This window comes from Ruegeria meonggei, from assembly GCF_042768335.1.
Lineage (GTDB): Bacteria > Pseudomonadota > Alphaproteobacteria > Rhodobacterales > Rhodobacteraceae > Ruegeria > Ruegeria meonggei.
In genome coordinates, this window is the sequence record NZ_JAXHBT010000001.1 from 4,003,921 (window position 1) to 4,024,651 (window position 20,731).

20 protein-coding genes are annotated in these 20,731 nt (G+C 59.2%); 15 read left to right on the forward strand and 5 right to left on the reverse strand.

Annotation, left to right across the window (positions count from 1 at the left end):
• The first annotated feature begins 72 nt into the window (after positions 1–72).
• The 4 genes from SJY13_RS19990 (at position 73) to SJY13_RS20005 (ending at position 6,949) form a co-directional block, all read left to right on the forward strand.
• Positions 73–2,790, forward strand: a complete 2,718-nt coding sequence (locus SJY13_RS19990) for a DUF2339 domain-containing protein (protein WP_377193462.1) — start codon at positions 73–75, stop codon at positions 2,788–2,790.
• Positions 2,791–2,953: 163 nt separating this feature from the next.
• A complete protein-coding gene (gene ileS, locus SJY13_RS19995; protein WP_377193464.1) occupies positions 2,954–5,866 on the forward strand; it encodes an isoleucine--tRNA ligase in 2,913 nt (970 codons plus the stop codon).
• Positions 5,867–5,949: 83 nt separating this feature from the next.
• Positions 5,950–6,405 carry a methylated-DNA--[protein]-cysteine S-methyltransferase gene (locus SJY13_RS20000; protein ID WP_377193466.1) on the forward strand — a complete coding sequence of 152 codons (456 nt, stop codon included), beginning with the start codon at positions 5,950–5,952 and terminating at the stop codon, positions 6,403–6,405.
• Between the two features lie 76 nt (positions 6,406–6,481).
• On the forward strand, positions 6,482–6,949 hold the full coding sequence (locus SJY13_RS20005; protein WP_377193468.1) for a hypothetical protein: 468 nt from the start codon (positions 6,482–6,484) through the stop codon (positions 6,947–6,949).
• A gap of 2 nt (positions 6,950–6,951) precedes the next feature.
• On the opposite strand, the gene SJY13_RS20010 is transcribed toward SJY13_RS20005, so the two are convergent.
• The 4 genes from SJY13_RS20010 to fsa all read right to left on the reverse strand — a co-directional run bounded on the left by SJY13_RS20010 (position 6,952) and on the right by fsa (position 10,208).
• Entirely contained in the window at positions 6,952–7,647 is a 696-nt protein-coding gene (locus tag SJY13_RS20010; protein ID WP_085824228.1) for a CDP-alcohol phosphatidyltransferase family protein, read from the reverse strand.
• Positions 7,648–7,733: 86 nt separating this feature from the next.
• Complete coding sequence (locus SJY13_RS20015) at positions 7,734–8,654, reverse strand: tyrosine recombinase XerC (protein ID WP_377193470.1); 921 nt, start codon at positions 8,652–8,654, stop codon at positions 7,734–7,736.
• Complete coding sequence (locus SJY13_RS20020) at positions 8,651–9,358, reverse strand: DUF484 family protein (protein WP_085824226.1); 708 nt, start codon at positions 9,356–9,358, stop codon at positions 8,651–8,653. Before SJY13_RS20020 ends, SJY13_RS20015 begins: the two co-directional genes overlap by 4 nt.
• A 196-nt stretch (positions 9,359–9,554) precedes the next feature.
• Complete coding sequence (gene fsa / locus SJY13_RS20025) at positions 9,555–10,208, reverse strand: fructose-6-phosphate aldolase (RefSeq protein ID WP_377193472.1); 654 nt, start codon at positions 10,206–10,208, stop codon at positions 9,555–9,557.
• 88 nt (positions 10,209–10,296) lie between these two features.
• Between fsa and SJY13_RS20030 the strand changes: the two genes are divergently transcribed.
• The 4 genes from SJY13_RS20030 (at position 10,297) to SJY13_RS20045 (ending at position 15,194) form a co-directional block, all read left to right on the forward strand.
• Entirely contained in the window at positions 10,297–12,492 is a 2,196-nt protein-coding gene (locus SJY13_RS20030) for a primosomal protein N' (RefSeq protein ID WP_377193474.1), read from the forward strand.
• Positions 12,493–12,571: 79 nt separating this feature from the next.
• Positions 12,572–13,804: an MFS transporter gene (locus SJY13_RS20035; protein WP_377193476.1), complete on the forward strand. Its 1,233-nt coding sequence runs from the start codon at positions 12,572–12,574 to the stop codon at positions 13,802–13,804.
• Positions 13,805–13,871: 67 nt separating this feature from the next.
• Positions 13,872–14,750, forward strand: a complete 879-nt coding sequence (locus tag SJY13_RS20040; RefSeq protein WP_377193478.1) for a 50S ribosomal protein L11 methyltransferase — start codon at positions 13,872–13,874, stop codon at positions 14,748–14,750.
• Positions 14,751–14,849: 99 nt separating this feature from the next.
• Positions 14,850–15,194 (forward strand): hypothetical protein, encoded by a 345-nt coding sequence (locus SJY13_RS20045; RefSeq protein ID WP_377193480.1) that lies wholly within the window; start codon positions 14,850–14,852, stop codon positions 15,192–15,194.
• 103 nt (positions 15,195–15,297) lie between these two features.
• Here the strand turns inward: SJY13_RS20045 and SJY13_RS20050 are convergent, their stop codons facing one another.
• Complete coding sequence (locus SJY13_RS20050) at positions 15,298–15,510, reverse strand: DUF1127 domain-containing protein (RefSeq protein ID WP_377193482.1); 213 nt, start codon at positions 15,508–15,510, stop codon at positions 15,298–15,300.
• A 334-nt stretch (positions 15,511–15,844) separates the two neighbouring features.
• On the opposite strand from SJY13_RS20050, the gene ruvC reads away from it, so the two are divergent.
• The 7 genes from ruvC to tolR all read left to right on the forward strand — a co-directional run bounded on the left by ruvC (position 15,845) and on the right by tolR (position 20,729).
• A complete protein-coding gene (gene ruvC, locus SJY13_RS20055; protein ID WP_085824219.1) occupies positions 15,845–16,342 on the forward strand; it encodes a crossover junction endodeoxyribonuclease RuvC in 498 nt (165 codons plus the stop codon).
• On the forward strand, positions 16,339–17,016 hold the full coding sequence (gene ruvA, locus SJY13_RS20060) for a Holliday junction branch migration protein RuvA (protein WP_377193484.1): 678 nt from the start codon (positions 16,339–16,341) through the stop codon (positions 17,014–17,016). The genes ruvC and ruvA overlap by 4 nt, the downstream gene beginning before the upstream one ends.
• Positions 17,017–17,020: 4 nt before the next feature.
• Positions 17,021–18,040 carry a Holliday junction branch migration DNA helicase RuvB gene (gene ruvB, locus SJY13_RS20065; RefSeq protein WP_085824217.1) on the forward strand — a complete coding sequence of 340 codons (1,020 nt, stop codon included), beginning with the start codon at positions 17,021–17,023 and terminating at the stop codon, positions 18,038–18,040.
• Positions 18,041–18,103: 63 nt separating this feature from the next.
• Positions 18,104–18,727 carry a hypothetical protein gene (locus tag SJY13_RS20070; RefSeq protein WP_377193486.1) on the forward strand — a complete coding sequence of 208 codons (624 nt, stop codon included), beginning with the start codon at positions 18,104–18,106 and terminating at the stop codon, positions 18,725–18,727.
• 309 nt (positions 18,728–19,036) lie between these two features.
• Positions 19,037–19,444 carry a tol-pal system-associated acyl-CoA thioesterase gene (gene ybgC / locus SJY13_RS20075; RefSeq protein WP_377193488.1) on the forward strand — a complete coding sequence of 136 codons (408 nt, stop codon included), beginning with the start codon at positions 19,037–19,039 and terminating at the stop codon, positions 19,442–19,444.
• Between the two features lie 111 nt (positions 19,445–19,555).
• The gene (tolQ, locus tag SJY13_RS20080) at positions 19,556–20,251 is read left to right on the forward strand and encodes a protein TolQ (protein ID WP_085824215.1); all 696 of its coding nucleotides are present in this window, start codon (positions 19,556–19,558) and stop codon (positions 20,249–20,251) included.
• Position 20,252: 1 nt separating this feature from the next.
• Positions 20,253–20,729 (forward strand): protein TolR, encoded by a 477-nt coding sequence (gene tolR, locus SJY13_RS20085; RefSeq protein WP_377193491.1) that lies wholly within the window; start codon positions 20,253–20,255, stop codon positions 20,727–20,729.
• Positions 20,730–20,731 lie beyond the last annotated feature (2 nt).

The window sequence follows — 20,731 nt, forward strand, 5'->3', positions numbered from 1 at the left end:
TGCTGGTATTTCTGACTGTTACCGACTCAGCGCCTCAGGTACCCTGACTGCGCAGCTATCCCGGAGGATCCATTGGAATCCCTGCTTGTTCTAGTCGGATTGATTGTTTTGGCCATCCCGGTGACCATCATTGTGCTGTTGGTTGGGCAAGCACGTCTGCGCCGCCGGCTAGCGCTGCTTGAACAGCATATCCAATTGTTGAGCAGTGATGCCCCCGCAGACCTGTCAGAGCCTACCCAAACGCATCCCGAGGAACGGCCGAACCAAAAAACAAAACCTGCCCCTTGGTCTACCGCCAAGACCAAGGCCGTCGATGCTGCGCTCAACGATCCACGGACCAGAGCAGCGCCCGACCCAACCCCACCGGCCGCCGTTGTGTTTCGCGAAGATCGACTGACCACCCTGGCAAATTGGTTGCGAGAGAATTGGTTTTACGCGGTCTCGGCACTGTCGCTTGCCATGGCGGGTATTTTTCTGGTGCAATATGGCGTGGATAATGGCCTGTTGCCCCCAACCGCACGTGTAATGGCCTCATTGGGATTTGGCACCGCCCTGATCGGCGCCGGAGAATTCATCAGGCGCAGATTTGGTGACAACGAAGAAACAGCCACCGCGTATCTGCCATCAGTCTTCTCGGGTGCGGGGTTGGTGACATTGTTCGGGGGCATTCTGGCCGCCCGGCAGCTCTATGACCTGATCGGCCCCGAGGCGGCGTTGATCGCGATGATCTGTGTTGCCCTCATGGGGCTGGTCTTGGGATGGTTTCACGGGCCGTTGCTGGCAGCGGTGGGTCTGATCGGCGCGTTCGCAGCCCCCTTCGTCGTGGGCGGAGCATCAGACGATCCCGGCTGGCTTTTCGGGTACTTCTTTGTGATCGCTGTTCTGGGGTTGGGCATAGACACAGTGCGGCGCTGGGCGTGGATTTCGGTTTTGACGTTGATTGGGACCTATTCTGCGTGCCTGTTGCTGGTGATGTCGTCTCCGCTGACCGAACCTGCTTACCTGACCTGCGTTACTGCGCTGGCAGTGATTGCCATGGCGATCCCGGTCCGGCGGGTCTGGCCCGATCACGGCGGTCCGATGATCACGCAGGTCCTTTGGCGCAAAAAGGGAGAGGCCTGGCCCGAGTTTCCAACCCGTCTGGCTTTTGGCGCGGTGGCTGTCAGCTCGGCGATATTGGCGCTGCACTGGCCGGATTCCGCTGGCGAATTCTGGCTGAGTGTCGTGTTGTTGTCGGGGCTCACACTTGCGTTGCTGCTGTGGGCCAAAGACTCAACCGCATTGCAGGACGCAACCGTATTGCCCGCCCTTGGCCTGATCTGGTTTGTCTTGGGCCACGGGTTGGACAACGGGATGACCCTGCGCCTGTTTGCGGACACCTATGCCGAAACGCCAGAGGCTGATTTCCCGTGGGTCGTCACGGTACTGGCCGGGCTGGGCGCGCTGCTCTCGGTGCTTGCGGCTTGGCGTTCGATGCAGGCCAAGGCGTTCTCGGCCATCTGGGCCGGGGCGGCGGCAATCTATGCGCCGATGATGGCCATCGCATTAGAGGTCGGCTGGCATCCCGCCAAAGTTATCGGTGCCTATCCATGGGCGCTTCATGCGACTGGGCTGGGCGCGCTGATGGTCATCCTGGCCGAACGTTTCGCCCGGCTCGACGGTGACAACCGGATGCGCCCAGCCTTGGCGACCTTATCCGCGTTATCCTGCCTGAGCTTCGCCTGTGTCATCGTGCTCAGCTCGGCCGCGCTGACCATTGCGCTGGTTGCAGTGGTCGTCGTGGCCGCGGCGCTGGATCGCAAATTCATCCTGCCACCGATGAGCTGGTTCATCTGGGCTGGCGTGTTCACGGTGACTGTGCGCCTGGTTCTGAACCCGGGGCTGGATTGGGCTGACACTGCGCCACTGACGGAAATGACACTGGTCTATGCAACAGCCACGGCAGGGTTCCTGTCGGGTTGGATCTTGCTGAAACCACTGCAGCGTCCGGTTGCCAAATTGCTGTTGGAAAGCGCGGCCTGGGCCACGGCGGGAATTCTGTTGTCACTCCTGCTGTTGCGTTGGCTCGAGGGGTTCGGTGAGGGCGGCGCAAAAGACAGTCATTGGGGTCTTGGTCTGCTGTCCGTGATCTGGCTGTTGCTGGCGTATGCGCAGGTCCAAAGGTTTGCGCTGGGCGGCAGGCTGACCTATGTGCGGTATCTGTTGGCGGTGTTTTTTGCAGGCCACGGCCTTGTAAGGCTGGTGCAGGCTCTGTCAGAGGCGAACCCTGTGATCAACCCCTTGTCCGATCCCGTGCTGGGCCCACCGGTTTTGAACTCACTTGCGGTGGCTTATCTGTTGCCTGCGGTTGCAATCGCCTTTTCGGCATGGCGCATCGCGGCGACGCCGGTGTGGTTGAAACAGGCCAGCTATGCACTGGCCGGGGCGCTGTCCGCTGTCTGGCTTGGGCTGACGATCCGCCATATGTGGCAGGGGGCTGGGGGGATGTTTGAAGGTAACGGCGTGACCCAGGCAGAGTTGTACACCTATACAATGGCGCTGCTGACAATTGGTGCAGGCCTGTTCTATCAGTCCCTGGCACGCCAGTCGGGCGTTATGCGCAAGGCCGGATTGATCGTGATCGGGCTGGCAGTGGCCAAGGTGTTCCTGATCGATATTGCCGGGCTTGGTGGTCTGATCCGGGTCTTTTCGCTGTTGGCTTTGGGCCTCTCGCTGGCGGGTCTGGCATGGCTGAACAGATGGGCCAAGCTGCGCTATGCGTCGCAGGAGGCGGAACCACTGGACCATTGAGGGCGGGCGTCCTATAAGCCCGCCATGCTTGACCGTTTGGCCATCATTATTCGAATTATATCCCCGGCGCTCTGATATCGCGAGACGCCGGGCAAAGGTGCTTGAGAATTCGCACTGACCGCTTCGATCCATACATGACCAGATCATCCTGAGGACGCCCCCAATGTGCGCCGACACGACCCAAACCCCTGACTACAAAGACACGCTGAACCTGCCCAAAACCGACTTTCCTATGCGCGCAGGCCTGCCCAAGCGCGAGCCCAACTGGCTGGAGCGGTGGGAGACAATCGGCGTCTATGACCGCCTGCGTGAAAAACAGGGCCGCAAGCCCTTTACCCTGCATGACGGCCCGCCCTATGCCAACGGTCACCTGCATATCGGTCACGCGCTGAACAAGACCATCAAGGACATGATCGTGCGCTCCCATCAGATGATGGGGTTCGACGCCCGCTATGTGCCTGGCTGGGACTGTCACGGCCTGCCCATCGAATGGAAGATCGAGGAGCAATACCGCAAGAAGGGCAAGAACAAGGACGAGGTGAACATCGTCGACTTCCGTCAGGAATGCCGCAAGTTCGCCGAGGGCTGGATCGACGTCCAGCGCGAGGAATTCAAACGTCTTGGCATCACCGGCAACTGGCCTGATCCCTATATCACCATGGACTACCACGCCGAGGCCGTGATCGCGGATGAGTTCATGAAGTTCCTGATGAACGGCACGCTCTATCAGGGCTCCAAACCCGTGATGTGGTCACCGGTTGAAAAAACCGCGCTGGCCGAGGCCGAGGTCGAGTATCACGACAAGGAAAGCTTCACCATCTGGGTGAAGTTCAAGGTCGTGAATGCGGGCGATCTGAATGATGCCTTTGTAGTGATCTGGACCACCACGCCCTGGACCATGCCGTCGAACAAAGCGGTGGTGTATGGCAAAGACATCTCTTACGGGCTGTACGAAGTCACTGGCGCACCGGATGAATGCTGGGCCGCTGTAGGCGACAAGTTCCTGCTGGCTGACAATCTGGCCGCTGACGTGCTGGGTCGTGCCCGCCTGAACGATGATCAATGGACCCGTGTCCGTGATGTGACCACGGATGAACTGGCGGGCGTCCAACTGACCCACCCGCTGGCCGGGGCCGAGGGCGGTAAAGGCGAGTGGGATGACATCCGCGATTTCCGTGCCGCTGAGTTCGTGACCGATACCGAAGGCACCGGTTTTGTCCACTGCGCGCCATCGCACGGGATGGAGGAGTTCGAGCTGTACCGTGATCTGGGCATGCTGGAACAGGTCATCACCTATAACGTGATGGATGACGGCGGTTTCCGCGCTGATCTGCCGTTCTTTGGCGGCAAATACATCCTGTCCCGCAAGGGCGGCGAAGGCGACGCCAACAAAGCCATCATCGACAAACTGGTCGAGGTCGGCGGGCTGCTGGCCCGTGGCAAGATCAAGCACAGCTATCCGCATTCCTGGCGCTCGAAGGCTCCGATCATCTATCGCAACACGCCGCAGTGGTTTGCCTCGGTCGACCGCAAGCTGGATGATGGTATGGGCGGTATGGGCGACACCATCCGCGAACGCGCCCTGCGGTCCATCGATGAGTTGGTGAAATGGACCCCTCAGACCGGTCGCAACCGTCTGTATTCGATGATCGAAGCACGCCCGGATTGGGTTCTGTCGCGCCAGCGCGCCTGGGGTGTGCCGCTGACCTGTTTTACCAAAAAGGGTGCTCTGCCGACCGACGCAGATTACCTGCTGCGCAACGAAGACCTCAACGCCCGCATCAAGGCCGCGTTCGAAAAAGACGGCGCGGATATCTGGTACAGCGACGGGTTCAAGGCACAGGTGCTGGACGGAATCGCCAACCCTGACGATTACGATCAGGTGTTCGATGTTCTGGACGTATGGTTCGATTCCGGCTCGACCCACGCCTTCGTGCTGCGTGACCGCGAGGACGGGACCGAGGACGGTATCGCCGATGTCTATATGGAAGGCACTGACCAGCACCGTGGTTGGTTCCATTCGTCCATGCTGCAGGCCTGTGGCACCAAGGGCCGCGCACCTTATCGCAACGTGGTGACCCATGGGTTCACGCTGGATGCCAAGGGCAACAAGATGTCCAAATCTCTGGGCAATACCATCGTGCCGGAAGAGGTCATCAAACAATACGGCGCCGATATCCTGCGCCTCTGGGTGGCGCAGACCGATTACACCGCCGATCAGCGGATCGGGCCGGAAATCCTCAAAGGCACCGCCGACAGCTATCGCCGGTTGCGCAACACCATGCGGTTCATGCTGGGCTTGCTTGCAGATTTCTCTGAAGCCGATCGCGTTGCGCCCGAAGATATGCCGCGCCTGGAACGCTGGGTGCTTAGCCGTCTGGCCGATTTGGATGAGCAGGTGCGCCAGGGCTATGCCGCCTTCGATTTCCAAGGCGTGTTCAGTGCGGTGTTCACCTTTGCCACGGTCGACCTGTCTTCCTTCTATTTCGACGTGCGCAAGGATGCGCTCTATTGCGACGGTGACAACCTGCGCCGCCGCTCGGCCCGTACCGTTCTGGATATCCTGTTCCACCGCCTGACCACCTGGCTGGCCCCGGTTCTGGTCTTCACTATGGAAGAGGTTTGGTTGGAGCGCTTCCCGGGTGATGACAGCTCGGTCCATCTGGTGGACTTCCCGGACACGCCTGCCGACTGGCGCAACGCCGAGCTTGAGGCGGGTATGGCCAAGATCCGCCGAGTCCGCCGCGCTGTGACTGCCGCGCTCGAGGTTCAGAGACAGGATAAGGTCATCGGTTCCAGCCTTGAGGCCGCACCGATCGTGCATGTCGAAGATGGTGAAACCCGCGATCTTCTGGCAACGTTTGACGTCGATGACATGTGCATCACGTCCGGTTTGACCGTCACCGGAGATCCGGCCCCGGCCGAGGCGTTCCGCGTACCGGAGATCGAGGGCGTCGCGGTTGTGTTCGAAAAGGCCGAGGGCGAAAAATGTCAGCGGTGTTGGAAAATCCTGCCGGATGTGGGCCGCCACGCCCATAATGGCGTGTGCGGGCGCTGCAACGACGCGCTGAGCTAAACCCTGCAACCCCCCGGCCCAACGGCCGGGGGTTTTTTCGTTCAGCGCTTGCGCCGGTTCCTGCGATCTGAAACGCTGCATCCATGGCGATGATCGCAGTGGAAACCCAGTTTGGACGCCTTGGCGTCGAAGAAACCGACGGTGCAATAACGCGCCTTGTCTGGAACGGGCAAGACGATGCGCCGGACACACCGTTGTTGCAGGAAGCTGCCGCACAACTGGCGGCGTATGATCAGGGGCGTCTGGACCGGTTTGATCTGCCTTATCGCGTGGGTGGGTCTGAGTTTCAGCAGCGCGTCTGTGACCTGATGTTTGCCATCCCTCTGGGCGAGACGCGGACCTACGGCGATATTGCCAGGGAACTGGGTCAACCCGCTCAGCCTGTGGGGCGGGCCTGCGGTGCAAACCCCATTCCGGTGATCATCCCCTGTCACCGGGTGCTGGCTGCAAACAGTCTGGGTGGGTTTTCCGGCGATGGCGGGATCGAGACCAAGGTTGCGTTGTTGCGCCATGAGAGGGCTGCGGGTCTGCTGATCTGATCGGCTTAAATCTGTTGCAATCCCGCTGTTTGAGTCCCAACTTGTATCAAATAGAGAATTTGAAGGACCGCTTTGAATGACTGCTCAAACAGACCCGGCCACCCGCAAGAAGGCCATTATTGACCGCCTGATGTCGCTGGAAGCGCAAGAGCTGGCGACCGCTCAGGCCCATTACGACGCGTTTCTAAAGGACTCTCAGTTGGATGACCGTGAAGGGCATGACAAAGACGACATCGCCGCCTCGCGCGAGAATGCCGATCTGGCAGCGGCGTTTGATGCGCCTGTGCACGCCCATCACGCCAAGATCGACGTGATCGAAAACACCGATTTCGCGTTGACCGACACGGTGCAGCCGGGTGCAGTGATCAAGTTCAACAACCGACGATTTGTTGTTTGTGTCTCGACGACACGGTTCGAGGTGGATGGAAAGACCTATATGGGTATCTCAACCCAAAGCCCGATCTATCTGGCCATGGTCGGACTGCAAGAAGGGGACGTGTTTACCCATAACGGAACCGAGTTTGAGGTGCAGGAAATCTTGTAATCCTAACCCTTGCGCTGCGGGAACACCTGCTGCGCAACCCCGGCCGAGACCAGATACAGGCTGGTGACGACCAGACCCCAATGCGCCCAGCTTTCGGGGTGAAAATCCACCCAGGCCGCCCAGCCGGCAAAGAAGGTCCAGGCGAAGGCCATCGGCAGTGACAGCGAACGCCAGCGTTCGGTCCGGACAGGGTGGATGAATTTCAACGGCAGGAACATCGCCAGAGACAACAGCGAAACCAGCAGCAGAATGATCCAGAAATTGGGCTCAAGCGCGAAGATCACAATGACAAACATGTTCCAGCATCCCGGAAAGCCGGAAAAGGAATTGTCCTTTGTTTTCATTCGCGTGTCAGCGAAATACATGGCGCTGGCAAAGGTGATGACGATGATGGCAAACCAGCCGGTCCACCCGTCCATCAGGCCTGACTTAAACAGGGCAAAGGCCGGGATGAACACATAGGTCAGGTAATCGATGATCAGATCTAGCAGCACGCCATCAAATTCGGGTGCGTTCTTTTTGACATGGTAATGCCTCGCCAGCGGACCGTCGATACCATCAACGACAAACGACACTACCAGCCAAAGATACATCAGGCTCCACTTTTCCTCGACCGCGGCCAGCATGGCCAGCATCGCAAAAACGGCACCGGTGGCGGTGAACAAATGGACGGAAAGTGCTTTGAATCTAAGTGTCATGCCTGTCTCTTGGACGATGCGTGCCGCAGATGCAAACCAAAATCCCGGCCCTTGTAGAATGTGTGATGGTACGATGTATCAGGGAGTCAAGCTTTGGGGTGCGCGCGGTTGTAGACCTCCATCAGGCGCGCGGTATCGACGGCTGTGTAGGCCTGCGTTGTCGAAAGCGATGCATGCCCGAGCAATTCCTGAATAGAGCGCAAATCGCCCCCTGCCGACAAAAGATGCGTGGCAAAGCTGTGGCGCATCGCATGCGGTGTCGCGGTGGCTGGCAGACCCAGTTGCATGCGCGCTTTGGCCATCACGCCCTGAATGGCCCGTGGGTTCAGCGGGCCGCCACGAACGCCGCGAAACAGAGCTTTGTCTGGGGCTTGCGGGTGCGGGCACAGCTGCACATAACGCTCTACAGCTGTCTGGGCTGCTGGCAGGACGGGAACGATCCGCTCTTTGTCACCTTTGCCTACAATGCGCAGCGTGGCAGGCAATGGTGCGTCAGTCCCGGTCAGAGACAGGGCCTCGGATATGCGCAACCCGCAGCCATAAAGCAGCGTGACCACAGCCACGTCGCGGGCAGAAACCCAGTCATTGGTCGATTGCATCTCGACCGTGTCGATCATGGCGCGGGCGGCGTCTTCGGCCAGCGGGCGCGGCAGCTTTTTGGTGAATTTTGGTGCCCGGGTCGAGAGCACGGCTGTGGGTTCAAAGCCTTCGCGTTCAGACAGCCAACGATAGAAGGATTTGACCGCTGACAGCTTGCGGGCCAGCGACCGCGCGCCCACGCCCGCGGCACGCTGATCAGCCATCCAGGCGCGCATGTCCGACACGGTGATCCGGGCCAGTGCCGCCAACCCCTGACGCTCACTGTGATGTAAGGTCATGAAGGACAGGAATTCGGTGACATCGCCGCGATAGGCGGTTTGTGTGTTTTCTGACCTTCCGGCCAAGGCCCCCAGACTGTCCAGCCAATGCTGCAAAGCATCGCGGCAGGCTGGGGAGATCAAACTCACGACAACCAGTGACGCATCGAGCGTTCGAAGACGCCAGCGAAGAAGGTCAAGAGATCAGTACCCAATTGCGGGGTGAAATGGTTGGCATCTTTGGCCCCCATCACAATCATACCGGGCAGGCGGCCTTCGCCCAGATTAAGCCTGAGGCAAGCCTCAGACCGAAGCTGGCTTGCGATCGGGCCAAAAATCCTTGGGCTATGTTGCTGAATCTGGCGCAGAATGACCTCACGCGCGGGGCCGCCCCGGTCAAGGCTGAGATAGGCGTCGACTGTGCCGGGTTCGACCACGGTAAGCACGCCACCCAGTTTTTCGATGGCAGGGTCTTCCTGCAGGGCCGTGGTTTCCAGAACCAGCGTGACATGATCGACCCGCAGGATTTCAGCCACATCGCTGCCGAGTGCTTGCAGAAAGCCTTCGAATTCCATGGGTTCCAGCAGGCGCAAGATGGCGCGGTGCACCTGATTGGTGCCGGCGAGGTTTTCATAAGCGGCGGCAATGACCGAGCGGTGGGTGTCCTCCAGCCGGTCCAGTCGCGTCTCAAGCCGCTGCATGGCGATGCCGCGCAGATCTATCACATTGTCACCGCGCGCCATTTCGTCAGCGGTAACCAGCGCCTGCATCAGATCCTTGTCGTCCAGTACTGCGTCCGGCTCGGCCAGAATCGCGGCGCGGAGATTATCCTTAAGTTTGGTGTTACTGCTCATGTCCTGTCCGGTCTTTTTTTGTTGGGCGGCTTATAACATGATTTGCAAGGTTTGCCTTGGGAAAAATACACGCAAAAGTGGATTTCCCGGGCCGCTGTGGCGGAAAGGCTCCCGCCTGCAATTCCCTGATCATGGGATCAGTCTTGCAGTTGGGCCAGGCGCGGCGCCTGTGGGCGCCGCGCGGTCGCGTAGGGTGTCAGAGGATTTTCTGTCCGGTCTTGGCCCAGTCGGCCAAAAAGGTTTCCAGACCCTTGTCGGTCAGCGGGTGGTCGGCCAGCTTTTTGATGACGGCAGGCGGCGCTGTGATCACGTCGGCACCAACAAGGGCACTGTCGGTGACATGGTTCACGGTGCGGATGGATGCGGCCAGGATTTCAGTCTCGAACCCGAAATTGTCGTAAATCTGACGGATGTCGGCAATCAGGTCCATGCCATCAAGATTGACATCATCCAGACGGCCGATGAAGGGCGAGATGAATGTCGCACCCGCTTTGGCAGCCAGCAGCGCCTGATTGGCCGAGAAACACAAGGTGACATTGACCATCTGGCCTTCATCCGACAGCGCCTTGCAGGTTTTCAGGCCGGCCCATGTCAGCGGCACTTTGACGGCAATATTGGGCGCGATCTTGGCCAGCTTGCGGCCTTCAGCGATCATGTCATCAGCTTCGGTTGCGACAACTTCGGCCGAGACGGGGCCATCGACCAAATCACAGATTTCTTTGGTCACTTCCAGAATGTCGCGACCTGATTTGAGGATCAGCGACGGGTTGGTGGTCACACCATCCACCATGCCCAGATCGTTCAGTTCGGCGATGGCGTCGATCTCGGCTGTGTCTACGAAGAATTTCATGCGGGCAGTCCTTTGATGGGTTGGCCTTGGTCGCGGATGGCTTTACCTCAAAGAGACCCATGCTGGAACCCCCTGCGAAGGATATGCCGTGAGCGCTAACGGATTTTTCGACCAAGGAGAGCAAGTTGCGGTGCTGACAACGCAGCCGCTGGACCGGACGCTCGACTACAAAGCGCCCGAGGGTGGGTGTTTTCTGGGTGCCTTTGTCGAAGTGCCTTTGGGCCCCCGCAAGGTGCTGGGCGTGGTCTGGGGGCCGGGGCAGGGTGGTTTTGATCTGAGCAAGGCCAGATCTGTGATCCGGGTGCTTGAAGTGGCGCCGATGCGCGAAGAGATGCGGCTGTTTCTGGGCAAGGTGGCGGATTATACGCTGACACCGATACCCGCGATGCTGCGCCTTGCCACGCGCGCACCGGGGCTGAGTGATCCTCCGTCGATGCGCAAGATTTACCGCCTGGGGAATGGTGAGCCTGACCGAATGACCGATGCGCGCACCCGGGTTTTGGAGGTGTTGCGCGACTATGGCGGGTTGGCTTTTACACTGAAGGAACTGGCGGAGCAGGCGGGGGTGACCTCTTCGGTTGTCAAAGGCTTGGTCAAGCAAAGGGCGGTCCGGGAAGAAGACAGTCCGCGCGATCTGCCCTATCCGCATCTGGATCCGGATCTGCCCGGCAAGGACCTTACTGCGGATCAGGCAGCGGCGGTCGGGCGGCTGCAACAGGGGCAACAGACCGGTAACTATGGCACCACATTGCTGAAAGGCGTCACCGGATCAGGCAAGACCGAGGTGTATCTGGAAGCGGTGGCCGAAACCTTGCGCCAGGGTCGGCAGGCGCTGGTACTGCTGCCCGAGATCGCGCTGACCGCCGAGTTCCTGACACGGGTCGAGGCCCGGTTCGGAGCGCGCCCGGCCGAGTGGCATTCGGGTGCCACGATGACGGAACGCCGCCGGGTCTGGCGGATGGTCGGGCAGGGTGATGCGCAACTGGTGGTCGGCGCGCGGTCGGCGCTGTTCCTGCCGTTCCGAAATCTGGGGCTGGTCGTAGTGGATGAGGAACATGACACCTCGTACAAACAGGAAGACGGGGTGCATTACAGCGCCCGCGATATGGCGGTCCTGCGGTCAGCGATCTGTGGCGCGCGGGTGATACTGGCAAGCGCCACGCCATCGCTGGAAAGCTGGGCCAACGCCGAGGCGGGCAAGTATGAGCGGCTTGATCTGACCTCGCGGTTTGGCGTGGCCGTCCTGCCCGAGATGAAGCCGATCGACATGCGGGCCGAGCAGATGCAGACGGGAACGTGGCTGTCTCCGTCCCTGCGGCAGGCGGTGCGTCAGCGGATCGAACGGGGCGAACAATCTTTGCTGTTCATCAACCGCCGCGGCTATGCCCCGGTGACGCTGTGCCGGGCCTGCGGGGAACAGATCGCCTGTGACCATTGCGACGCGCGGATGGTTGAGCACCGGTTCCTCAAACGTCTGATGTGCCACCAATGCGGTGAAACCAAACCCATGCCCGAAGTCTGCCCCTCCTGTCAGGTTGAGGGCAAGCTGGCCCCGGTCGGGCCGGGGATCGAACGGCTGGCCGAAGAGGCTGAGGCGACCTTTCCCGAGGCCAAGATTGCGATGCTCAGCTCCGATCTGTTTGGCTCGGCCCGGGCGCTGAAGGCCAAGATCGAAGAGATTGCTGAAGGTGACGCGGATATCGTCATCGGCACGCAACTGGTGGCCAAGGGGCATAACTTTCCCAAGCTGACTTTGGTGGGCGTGATTGATGCCGATCTCAGCCTGCATGGTGCCGACCTGCGCGCGGCGGAACGCACGTTCCAGCTGATGCGGCAGGTGGCTGGGCGCGCGGGCCGGGCGGACAAGCCGGGGCAGGCGCTGTTGCAGACCTTCCAGCCCGAACACCCGGTGATCCGGGCCATTCTCTCGGGCGATGAAGAAGGGTTCTGGAAAACCGAAGCAGCCGGGCGACAGGCCGCGGGCGTGCCGCCTTACGGGCGGATGGCGGGGATCGTGCTGTCGGGCCCCGAGGTCGGGCCGGTGTTCGATATCGGTAATGCGATGGCCCGCTATGATGCCCCTTTGCGCGAAATCGGCGCGCAGGTCTTTGGCCCGGCCCCAGCGCCCATCGCTCGTATCCGAGGGCGACACCGCGTGCGTCTGCTGATCAAGGCCCCCAAAGGTGCGCCGATTCAAGACGCGATTGCCCGCTGGATCGCGCCTTTGCGGCTGAAGGGCGATATCCGGCTGACAGTGGATATTGACCCGCAAAGTTTCTACTGACCTCTGCATAAACGCAGAGCGGCTGTGCACCACCTGCTTGCCCCTCGCCAAAGCGCGAAAATGGGCGTAGAGGGGTCTCATGCTGAAATCCATGCCGCTTTCCGAGGCGCAGAGCCTTCCGTTCTGGCGCCGTCCCGTGACGCTTTTGTTTGTTATGGCGCTGACAATGCCCATCGCGTTCAACGCGTGGAGCGCGCTGTTGAACAACTTCGTCATCGAGGTGGCGAATTTCGATGGTGCGGATATCGGGTTGCTGCATACGGTGCGCGAAATTCCGGGCTTTCTGGCCGTTGGTGTGATCGCGGTCATCCTGTTTGTCCGCGAACAGGTCCTGGCCATGATCTCTTTGATGCTGCTGGGTGTCGCCACCGCCATAACAGCCTGGTTTCCCAGCCTCGGCGGGCTGCTTTTTGTAACGTTGTTCAGCTCAATCGGCTTTCACTATTACGAGACGGTGAACCAGTCCCTGCAACTGCAATGGCTGCCCAAGGACCGTGCGCCGCAGGCACTGGGCTGGTTGGTCGCAATGGGATCGGCGGCGACCTTGGTAGTGTACGGTTTGATCGTGCTAACCTGGGAGAGGTTCGATCTGTCCTACAACACCGTATTCATGGCGGCAGGTGGATTTACTGCCGCGCTGGCGCTGTTGTGTTTGGTCGTGTATCCACAATTCGACTCACCAACGCCACAAACCAAAAAGATCGTGCTGCGCCGCCGTTATTGGCTGTATTATGCGCTGCAATTCATGGCCGGTGCGCGGCGGCAGATCTTTGTGGTCTTTGCGGGTTTCATGATGGTCGAGAAGTTTGGCTTTGAAGTGCACGAGCTGACCAGCCTTTACATGATCAACCTGCTGATAAACATGGCGGCGGCCCCGATGTTGGGTAAGGCTGTCTCGCTGTTTGGTGAACGCCGTACGCTGATCTTCGAATATACTGGTCTGGCCATTGTCTTTGCGGCTTATGGCGGCATCTACTGGTTTGGCTGGGGGGTGGTTTTGGCCGCGATCCTCTATGTGATTGACCACGTGCTGTTTGCGCTGGCGTTGGCGTTGAAGACTTATTTCCAGAAAATCGCAGACCCGGCGGATATTGCGCCGACAGCGGCGGTAGCCTTTACCATCAATCACATCGCGGCCGTGTTCCTGCCGGCGCTGTTGGGCTTGTTGTGGGTCGTGTCACCCGGTGCGGTTTTTGCGCTGGCTGCTGCTATGGCGATAATCTCGCTGACCCTGTCGCTGTTGATCCCGCGCCACCCGGAACCGGGGAATGAGACAGTTCTGTCGAAATACGCCCCGGCCCCGGCGGAATAAGCGCCAACGCTTGACCTTGGCGGGCCTGCGCCATAGGCGCTGTATCAACTGATACACGGAGGCCCCTATGCCCACATTCACCGCGCTTACCACCATGACTGGCAAGAAAGCTGCCGAAGGGCTGGGCGACGCGATGGAGCGTTTGGATCCTGAACCCACTGGCATCGGCGTGTTCGAGGTCGAAGATGGATCGGGCCTGTGGGAGGTCGGCGGCTATTTCACCGAAGCGCCGGACGAAACCGCGCTGGCTGTTCTGGCCGCCGCGTTCGAGGCCAAGCCCTTTGTCGTGTCGGAATTGCCCGATACCGATTGGGTTGCCAATGTGCGCCGCGAACTGGCCCCGGTCGAAGCGGGGCGGTTTTTCGTCTATGGCAGTCACGATGCCGACAAGATGCCCGAAGGGCGCATCCCGCTGCTGATCGAGGCCGCGATGGCGTTTGGAACCGGTCACCATGGCACAACGCTGGGCTGCCTCAAAGCGCTGGATCACTTGCTGGATGGCGGGTTTGCTGCGACCAAAGTGGCCGATATCGGCTGCGGCACTGCAGTTCTGGCCATGGCAGCTGCCAGGGTCTGGGATGGCGTTGTAATCGCCAGCGATATTGACCAGGTCGCTGTTGATGTGGCCGAGGCCAACCTGAAGGCAAACGGAATGTCCGGGCAGGTGAAGTGTATCGAGGCGGCGGGTTTTGATCACCCCGACCTGCAAGCCAGCGCGCCATACGACCTTGTTCTCGCAAATATCCTCAAAGGTCCTTTGGTGGCGTTGTCACCGGAAATAGCAGCGAATCTGCGGGATGGGGGCTATGCTGTTTTGTCGGGAATCCTCAATGAACAGGCCGATGATGTGGTCTCGGTTTATTCACAAAACGGGTTCAATCTGACAAAAAGAGACGAAATTGGTGAATGGACGACGCTAGTCTTAAGCAAACAGGGCGCAATTTAGACCATTTGCAGGAGTTTTCTGGAATTTCGCCTCTTTTTTGTCGCAATCTCTATCTACCGTCATAGCGTGGAAAACGGGGGCGGTTGTTTGGAGGCTGCCATGACAGTAAAACAAGTGGAATTTGATCAGCGCGTAACTCGCCTGAATAAAAAGCACGCCAAGCTCAGCCGTGGCTATCGCGCCACGATGCGCAAAGATGGCCTTGTTGTGATGAAACCGCAGCGCGTAAAGTCCGCGGTTCCGGCAAAGGTTCTTCTGATGTGCCTGTTCGGCTTGTTTGCGTTCAAGACATTCTTAATGACAAGCTTGGGAACATCGGCCTACGAGTTCCGGGTTGATAGCCTTGCGCAAGGGACAACTGTTGAAAAGGCTGGTGCCTGGGTGATGCAGATTGACCCCGTCTCGGAATTTCTGGCAGCCCAGATAGACCGGTTCACGTCTTAGAAACTATCTGAATGAACAAGAAGCGCCGCCCATCTGCAGATGGGCGGCGTTCTTTTTTGCCCCCGAGGGAGAAGAAGGGGCTATGAGTGGTAGGTTTTAAGTCTTACCGACGACCATCTGTCACGACGTCAATATCGCCACGGCACAGACCAATATCTTCCAGTTCGCGATCTGTCAGACCGCTCAGCACGTTACGAGTGACGCGGGCGTCGTTCCATTCAACAACGGCGTTTACGACCGATGCGAAAGTTGCGCCGATACGGCCGACGAGGCCGAACGAGCCAGTGGTGATGCGGGTGGTGTCCAGAGCAGCCATATCCTGTTTCCTTCTGGTTTGAGTTAAGGTCTAGATCATCTGATCTGAGCGGCATTTAGTGATGTCGATTTGACTGTGCAAGTGAGGAAATTGCATGTGTCCTATGCATTTTTTGCAATGCTTCAGAAATCTAAAAAACCGTTAATTTATTGACCATTAGGCGGTTATGAAACGTGTCGAATTCAGGCGTTTCGCTGTCGCAAACTGGCCGTCGTGTCGTCACTGGGACAGGTCTGTCGTTTTTGGACTTTCGGTCAATTCGCTTGGAAAATGTTCATGCTTCGTGCTAATCCGAATGAAAGATCTCAAAAACCCGAGCAGGTCGAGGCAAAACATGCGAATTCTGGGCATTGATCCGGGGCTTCGAACCCTGGGATGGGGCGTCATCGAATCACATGGCAGCCGTCTGAGCCACGTGGCCAACGGGTTATGCAAATCCGACGGCGACGATCTGGGCGAACGCCTGCTGTCTCTGCACAATCAGATTGTCGAGGTCATTGCCGCACATCAACCCGATCAGGCTGCCATCGAACAGACTTTCGTAAACAAGGACGGGGCCGGCACATTGAAACTGGGTCAGGCGCGGGGGGTGGCATTGCTGACCCTGGCGCAAGCCGGGTTGCCGGTGGGGGAATATGCACCAAACCGGGTCAAGAAAACCGTCGTAGGCGTGGGTCATGCCGAAAAACAGCAGGTCCTGCATATGGTGAAACTGCAATTGCCGGGGTGTCAGCCCAAAGGTGCGGACGCGGCGGATGCGCTGGCGATTGCCATCTGTCACTCTTATTACGGCACAGCACCGGGCGCACGGATGAAAGAGGTGAAGGCATGATTGGCAAACTGACAGGGCGACTGGATTACCGCGCCGCAGACCACGTGCTGATTGACGTGCGGGGGGTTGGGTACATCGTCTATTGTTCAGATCGGACAATGGCCGCGCTGCCGGGTGTGGGCGAGGCGGTCTCGATCTACACCGACATGGTCGTGCGTGAGGATCTGATGCAGCTTTACGGGTTCCTGTCGTTGATCGAAAAAGAATGGCACCGGCTGTTGTGTTCGGTTCAGGGCGTCGGTGCCAAGGTTTCACTGGCCATTCTCAGCGCGTTGGGTCCCGATGGGGTCAGCCGGTCGATTGCGCTGGGGGACTGGGGTGCGGTCAAGGCTGCCAAAGGGGTTGGTCCGAAAACGGCGCAACGCATTGTGCTTGACCTCAAGGATAAGGCGCCGGGCGTGATGGCGATGGGCGGCACCGTGACCGAGGCGATGGATGGCCCCGATCTGGATGTTGTCGAACTGTCTGAACCTGCACCAGCGCCCACACGCATGGCGAAACCGGCCTCAGGTTCAGCGGCTGCGTCGGCCGGGGCTTTGTCAGCCCTGTCCAATCTCGGCTATGGACCGTCCGAGGCGGCCTCGGCCGTAGCCGAAGCCGCGGCCAACGATCCTGATGCGGGCGAGGCAAATTTGATCCGCGCGGCGCTCAAGCTGCTTGCTCCGAAAGGGTGATTGAATGGTAGACGCCGATCCCAACCTGCGCCCCGAGCCTTTACCCGAAGACAACGACCGTGCCCTGCGACCGCAGGGGCTGGATGAATTCATCGGGCAGGCTGAAGCCCGCGCCAACCTGCGCATCTTTATCCAATCCGCCCGGCAACGCGGCGAGGCGATGGACCATACCTTGTTTCACGGCCCGCCGGGGTTGGGAAAGACGACACTGGCACAGATTATTGCGCGTGAACTTGGGGTGAATTTCCGCATGACCTCGGGCCCGGTTCTGGCCAAAGCGGGCGATCTGGCGGCAATTCTGACCAATCTGGAAGCGCGCGATGTTTTGTTCATTGACGAAATCCATCGCCTGAACCCCGCTGTCGAAGAGGTCCTGTACCCGGCGATGGAGGATTTCGAACTGGATCTGGTGATCGGCGAAGGCCCCGCTGCACGCACTGTTCGGATCGAGCTGCAGCCCTTTACTCTGGTCGGGGCAACCACCCGGATGGGCTTGCTGACCACCCCGCTGCGCGACCGGTTCGGGATCCCGACGCGGTTGCAGTTCTACACGATCGATGAGCTACACGAGATCGTCACCCGCAACGCCCGCAAACTGGGCGCGCCCGCGGATAATGACGGAGCCCGCGAGATCGCGCGCCGATCACGAGGCACCCCTCGGATTGCGGGTCGGTTGCTGCGTCGAGTGGTGGATTTTGCGATTGTGGAAGGCGACGGTCGAATCTCACGCGAACTGGCGGATGGGGCGCTGACTCGGTTGGGGGTTGATAATCTGGGGCTGGACGGTGCGGACCGGCGATACCTGAAACTGATCGCTGAGAATTACGCGGGTGGTCCGGTTGGGATTGAAACCCTATCCGCCGCATTGTCGGAAAGCCGCGACTCGCTGGAAGAGGTGATTGAGCCATATTTGCTGCAGCAAGGCCTGATCCAACGCACCCCGCGCGGGCGGATGTTGGCGCAAAAAGCGTGGACGCATCTGGGTATGGCGGCCCCCAAAGGCCAAAACGATCTGTTTGGTTGAAGCTTTGGCCCGGAGATTTTATGCCTTCGGCAAGAGTGAACCAGAAAAGATGAAGGGCCAGACGTGACTCCGGAAGAGATCGAGGCGTTGTTTACCCGCGAAAGCGGAGAGTTCCTGTTCGCCAGATGGGGACGTCCCATCGTGCCCATCGTCTTTGGCGTCGAAGACAAGACGCTGGCCGTGGTTAAAGGCGCGTTCGAGGCCGTTGTGGCCCTGTCCGGTCACAAGATGGCGGAAACTGACCCAGAGTTGGGTGCCAATTGCATGGTCTTCTTCTTTCGTGATTGGCAGGAGTTGCTGGAAGTTCCCGATCTGGATCGGCTGATCCCTGATCTGGCACTGCTGGTGGGCCGTCTTGAGGCCGCAGATGCCAATCAGTATCGCATTTTCCGGTTCGAAGACGACGGCGCCATCCGGGCAGCCTTTGTATTCCTGAGGATGGATGAAGAGCTGTCCAATATCCCCGCCGACACTCTGGCGCTCAGCCAGGTGGTGCAGACTATCCTGCTGTGGTCCGACACCGCATTTCGCAACCAATCCCCCTTGGCGGTGGCCGGCGAGGCGACGATCTTGCGGCCGGACATAGCCGAGGTGATCCGGGCGTCCTACGATCCGGTTCTGCCCGGGGCAACGCAGGATGCGTCCCATGCATTGCGGTTGTTTGCCAGGTTTCAACCTCCTCAGTGAAAGGGGTGGCAACCGCGCGGGTTTGGTGCGGCTCGAAAACTCTGCGATCAGGGATGGCTGCCTCAAACAACCACTTTGGCACTGTTCCCTTGGCCGCGGATTCTGACCATTCGATCACCTGTTCTAAAATGTCGCATGTCTCTGAAGCTTAGGGGCAAACTGCTAAATTTTGACGCCGCGATAGGGCTCATTCGAACTTTATCCGGGTCAGGGGATTGCAGGATCGACAGCGCGCATGCATCTCTGAGGCATAGGCGCCTTGCCCGTGCCCTACATTTTTGAGCAAATTGCATGACCGGATCTTTCAGCATGGCCACCGACACGCACGATCACCCGATACACACCTATCCAGTCCGTGTCTATTACGAAGACACCGACATGGGGGGCGTGGTCTATCATGCCAACTATCTGAAATTCATCGAACGCGCCCGGTCTGATTACGTGCGTCAGTTGGGCAATGACCAGAACGCCATGCGTGATGCAGGCATCGTTTGGGTCGTTCGCCGGATCGAAGCGGATTACCTAACCACTGCCAAATTCGAGGACGAGTTGACGGTGGAAACCGAAGTTGTTTCGTTGTCTGGCGTCCGGTTGACGATGGGGCAGCTGATCAAAAGGGGCGAAACCGAGATATTCCGAGCCACGGTAACGGCTGTTTGCATGAATGCGCTGGGCAAGCCGGTACGCCTCCCGGCAGAGATTCGCGCATTGCTGTAACAATTTCCGGGATCAGGGTGGTTCTGTTGGCATTTCGTACCCAACTGCGTTAGCGTTTGGCAAAACAAGGCCAAAACAAACGGCCGTCAGGCAAAAACAAAGAGCAGGTTCATGGAAGCTGAAACGCTGGCGCTGGCGCAGGAGATCGATTTCTCCATGTGGGGGCTATTTGCCCGCGCGACTTTTATCGTCAAACTGGTGATGCTGATGCTGATTATTGCATCGGGCTGGTCTTGGGCGATTATCATTCAAAAGCTGATCAATTATCGGGCCGCTCGGCGTGAAGCTGCGGTATTCGATGAATCCTTCTGGTCGGGTAACCCACTGGACGAGCTGTTTGAACAAATCGGAACGCAACCTGATGGCAGTTCTGAGAAGATTTTTGCCTCGGGCATGATTGAATGGCGCAGATCGCATCGCACGGATGGCGGGTTGATTGCGGGGGCCACCGCGCGGATTGACCGCTCGATGGACGTGGCAATCGCGAAAGAGGCCGAGGGGCTGCAAAAAGGCCTGCCCATTCTCGCCACTGTTGGTTCGACCGCGCCATTTATCGGCCTGTTCGGTACTGTCTGGGGCATCATGAACGCCTTTATCGAGATCGCCGAGCAGCAAAACACCAACCTCGCCGTTGTCGCCCCCGGTATTGCCGAAGCTTTGCTGGCCACCGGTCTGGGCCTGCTGGCTGCGATTCCGGCGGTTATTTTCTACAACAAGCTCAGCGCTGACAGTGATCGGATTGTCGGCGGGTATGAGGCCTTTGCCGACGAGTTCGCCACCATCCTGTCGCGTCAGTTGGACAGCTGATATGGGTGCTGCGGTTCAGCAATCTTCGGGCGGGAACGGGCGCAGACGCGGACGGCGTCGCGGGCGCGCGCAACCAATGGCCGAGATCAACGTGACGCCCTTTGTGGACGTCATGCTGGTGTTGCTGATCATCTTCATGGTGGCAGCGCCGTTGCTGACCGTGGGCGTGCCGGTAGACTTGCCGAAGACCGCCGCCAGTGCCCTGCCTGGCGATAACGAAGAACCTTTGACGGTAACCTTGACCGCTGATGGCCGGGTGCAGATCCAGACCACGGATGTGCTGCGTGAAGAGTTAATTGGCAAGCTGCAGGCCATCGCCGTTGAACGCACCAGCGACCGCGTGTTCCTGAGGGCCGATGGGGCGATCCCCTATGCGCAGGTGATGCAGGTCATGGGCGCGCTGAATGCAGGCGGATTTTCCAATGTGGGCCTTGTGACCGAAACCGGCGGGCCGACGCTGGACGAAGGCGGAGAGTGAGG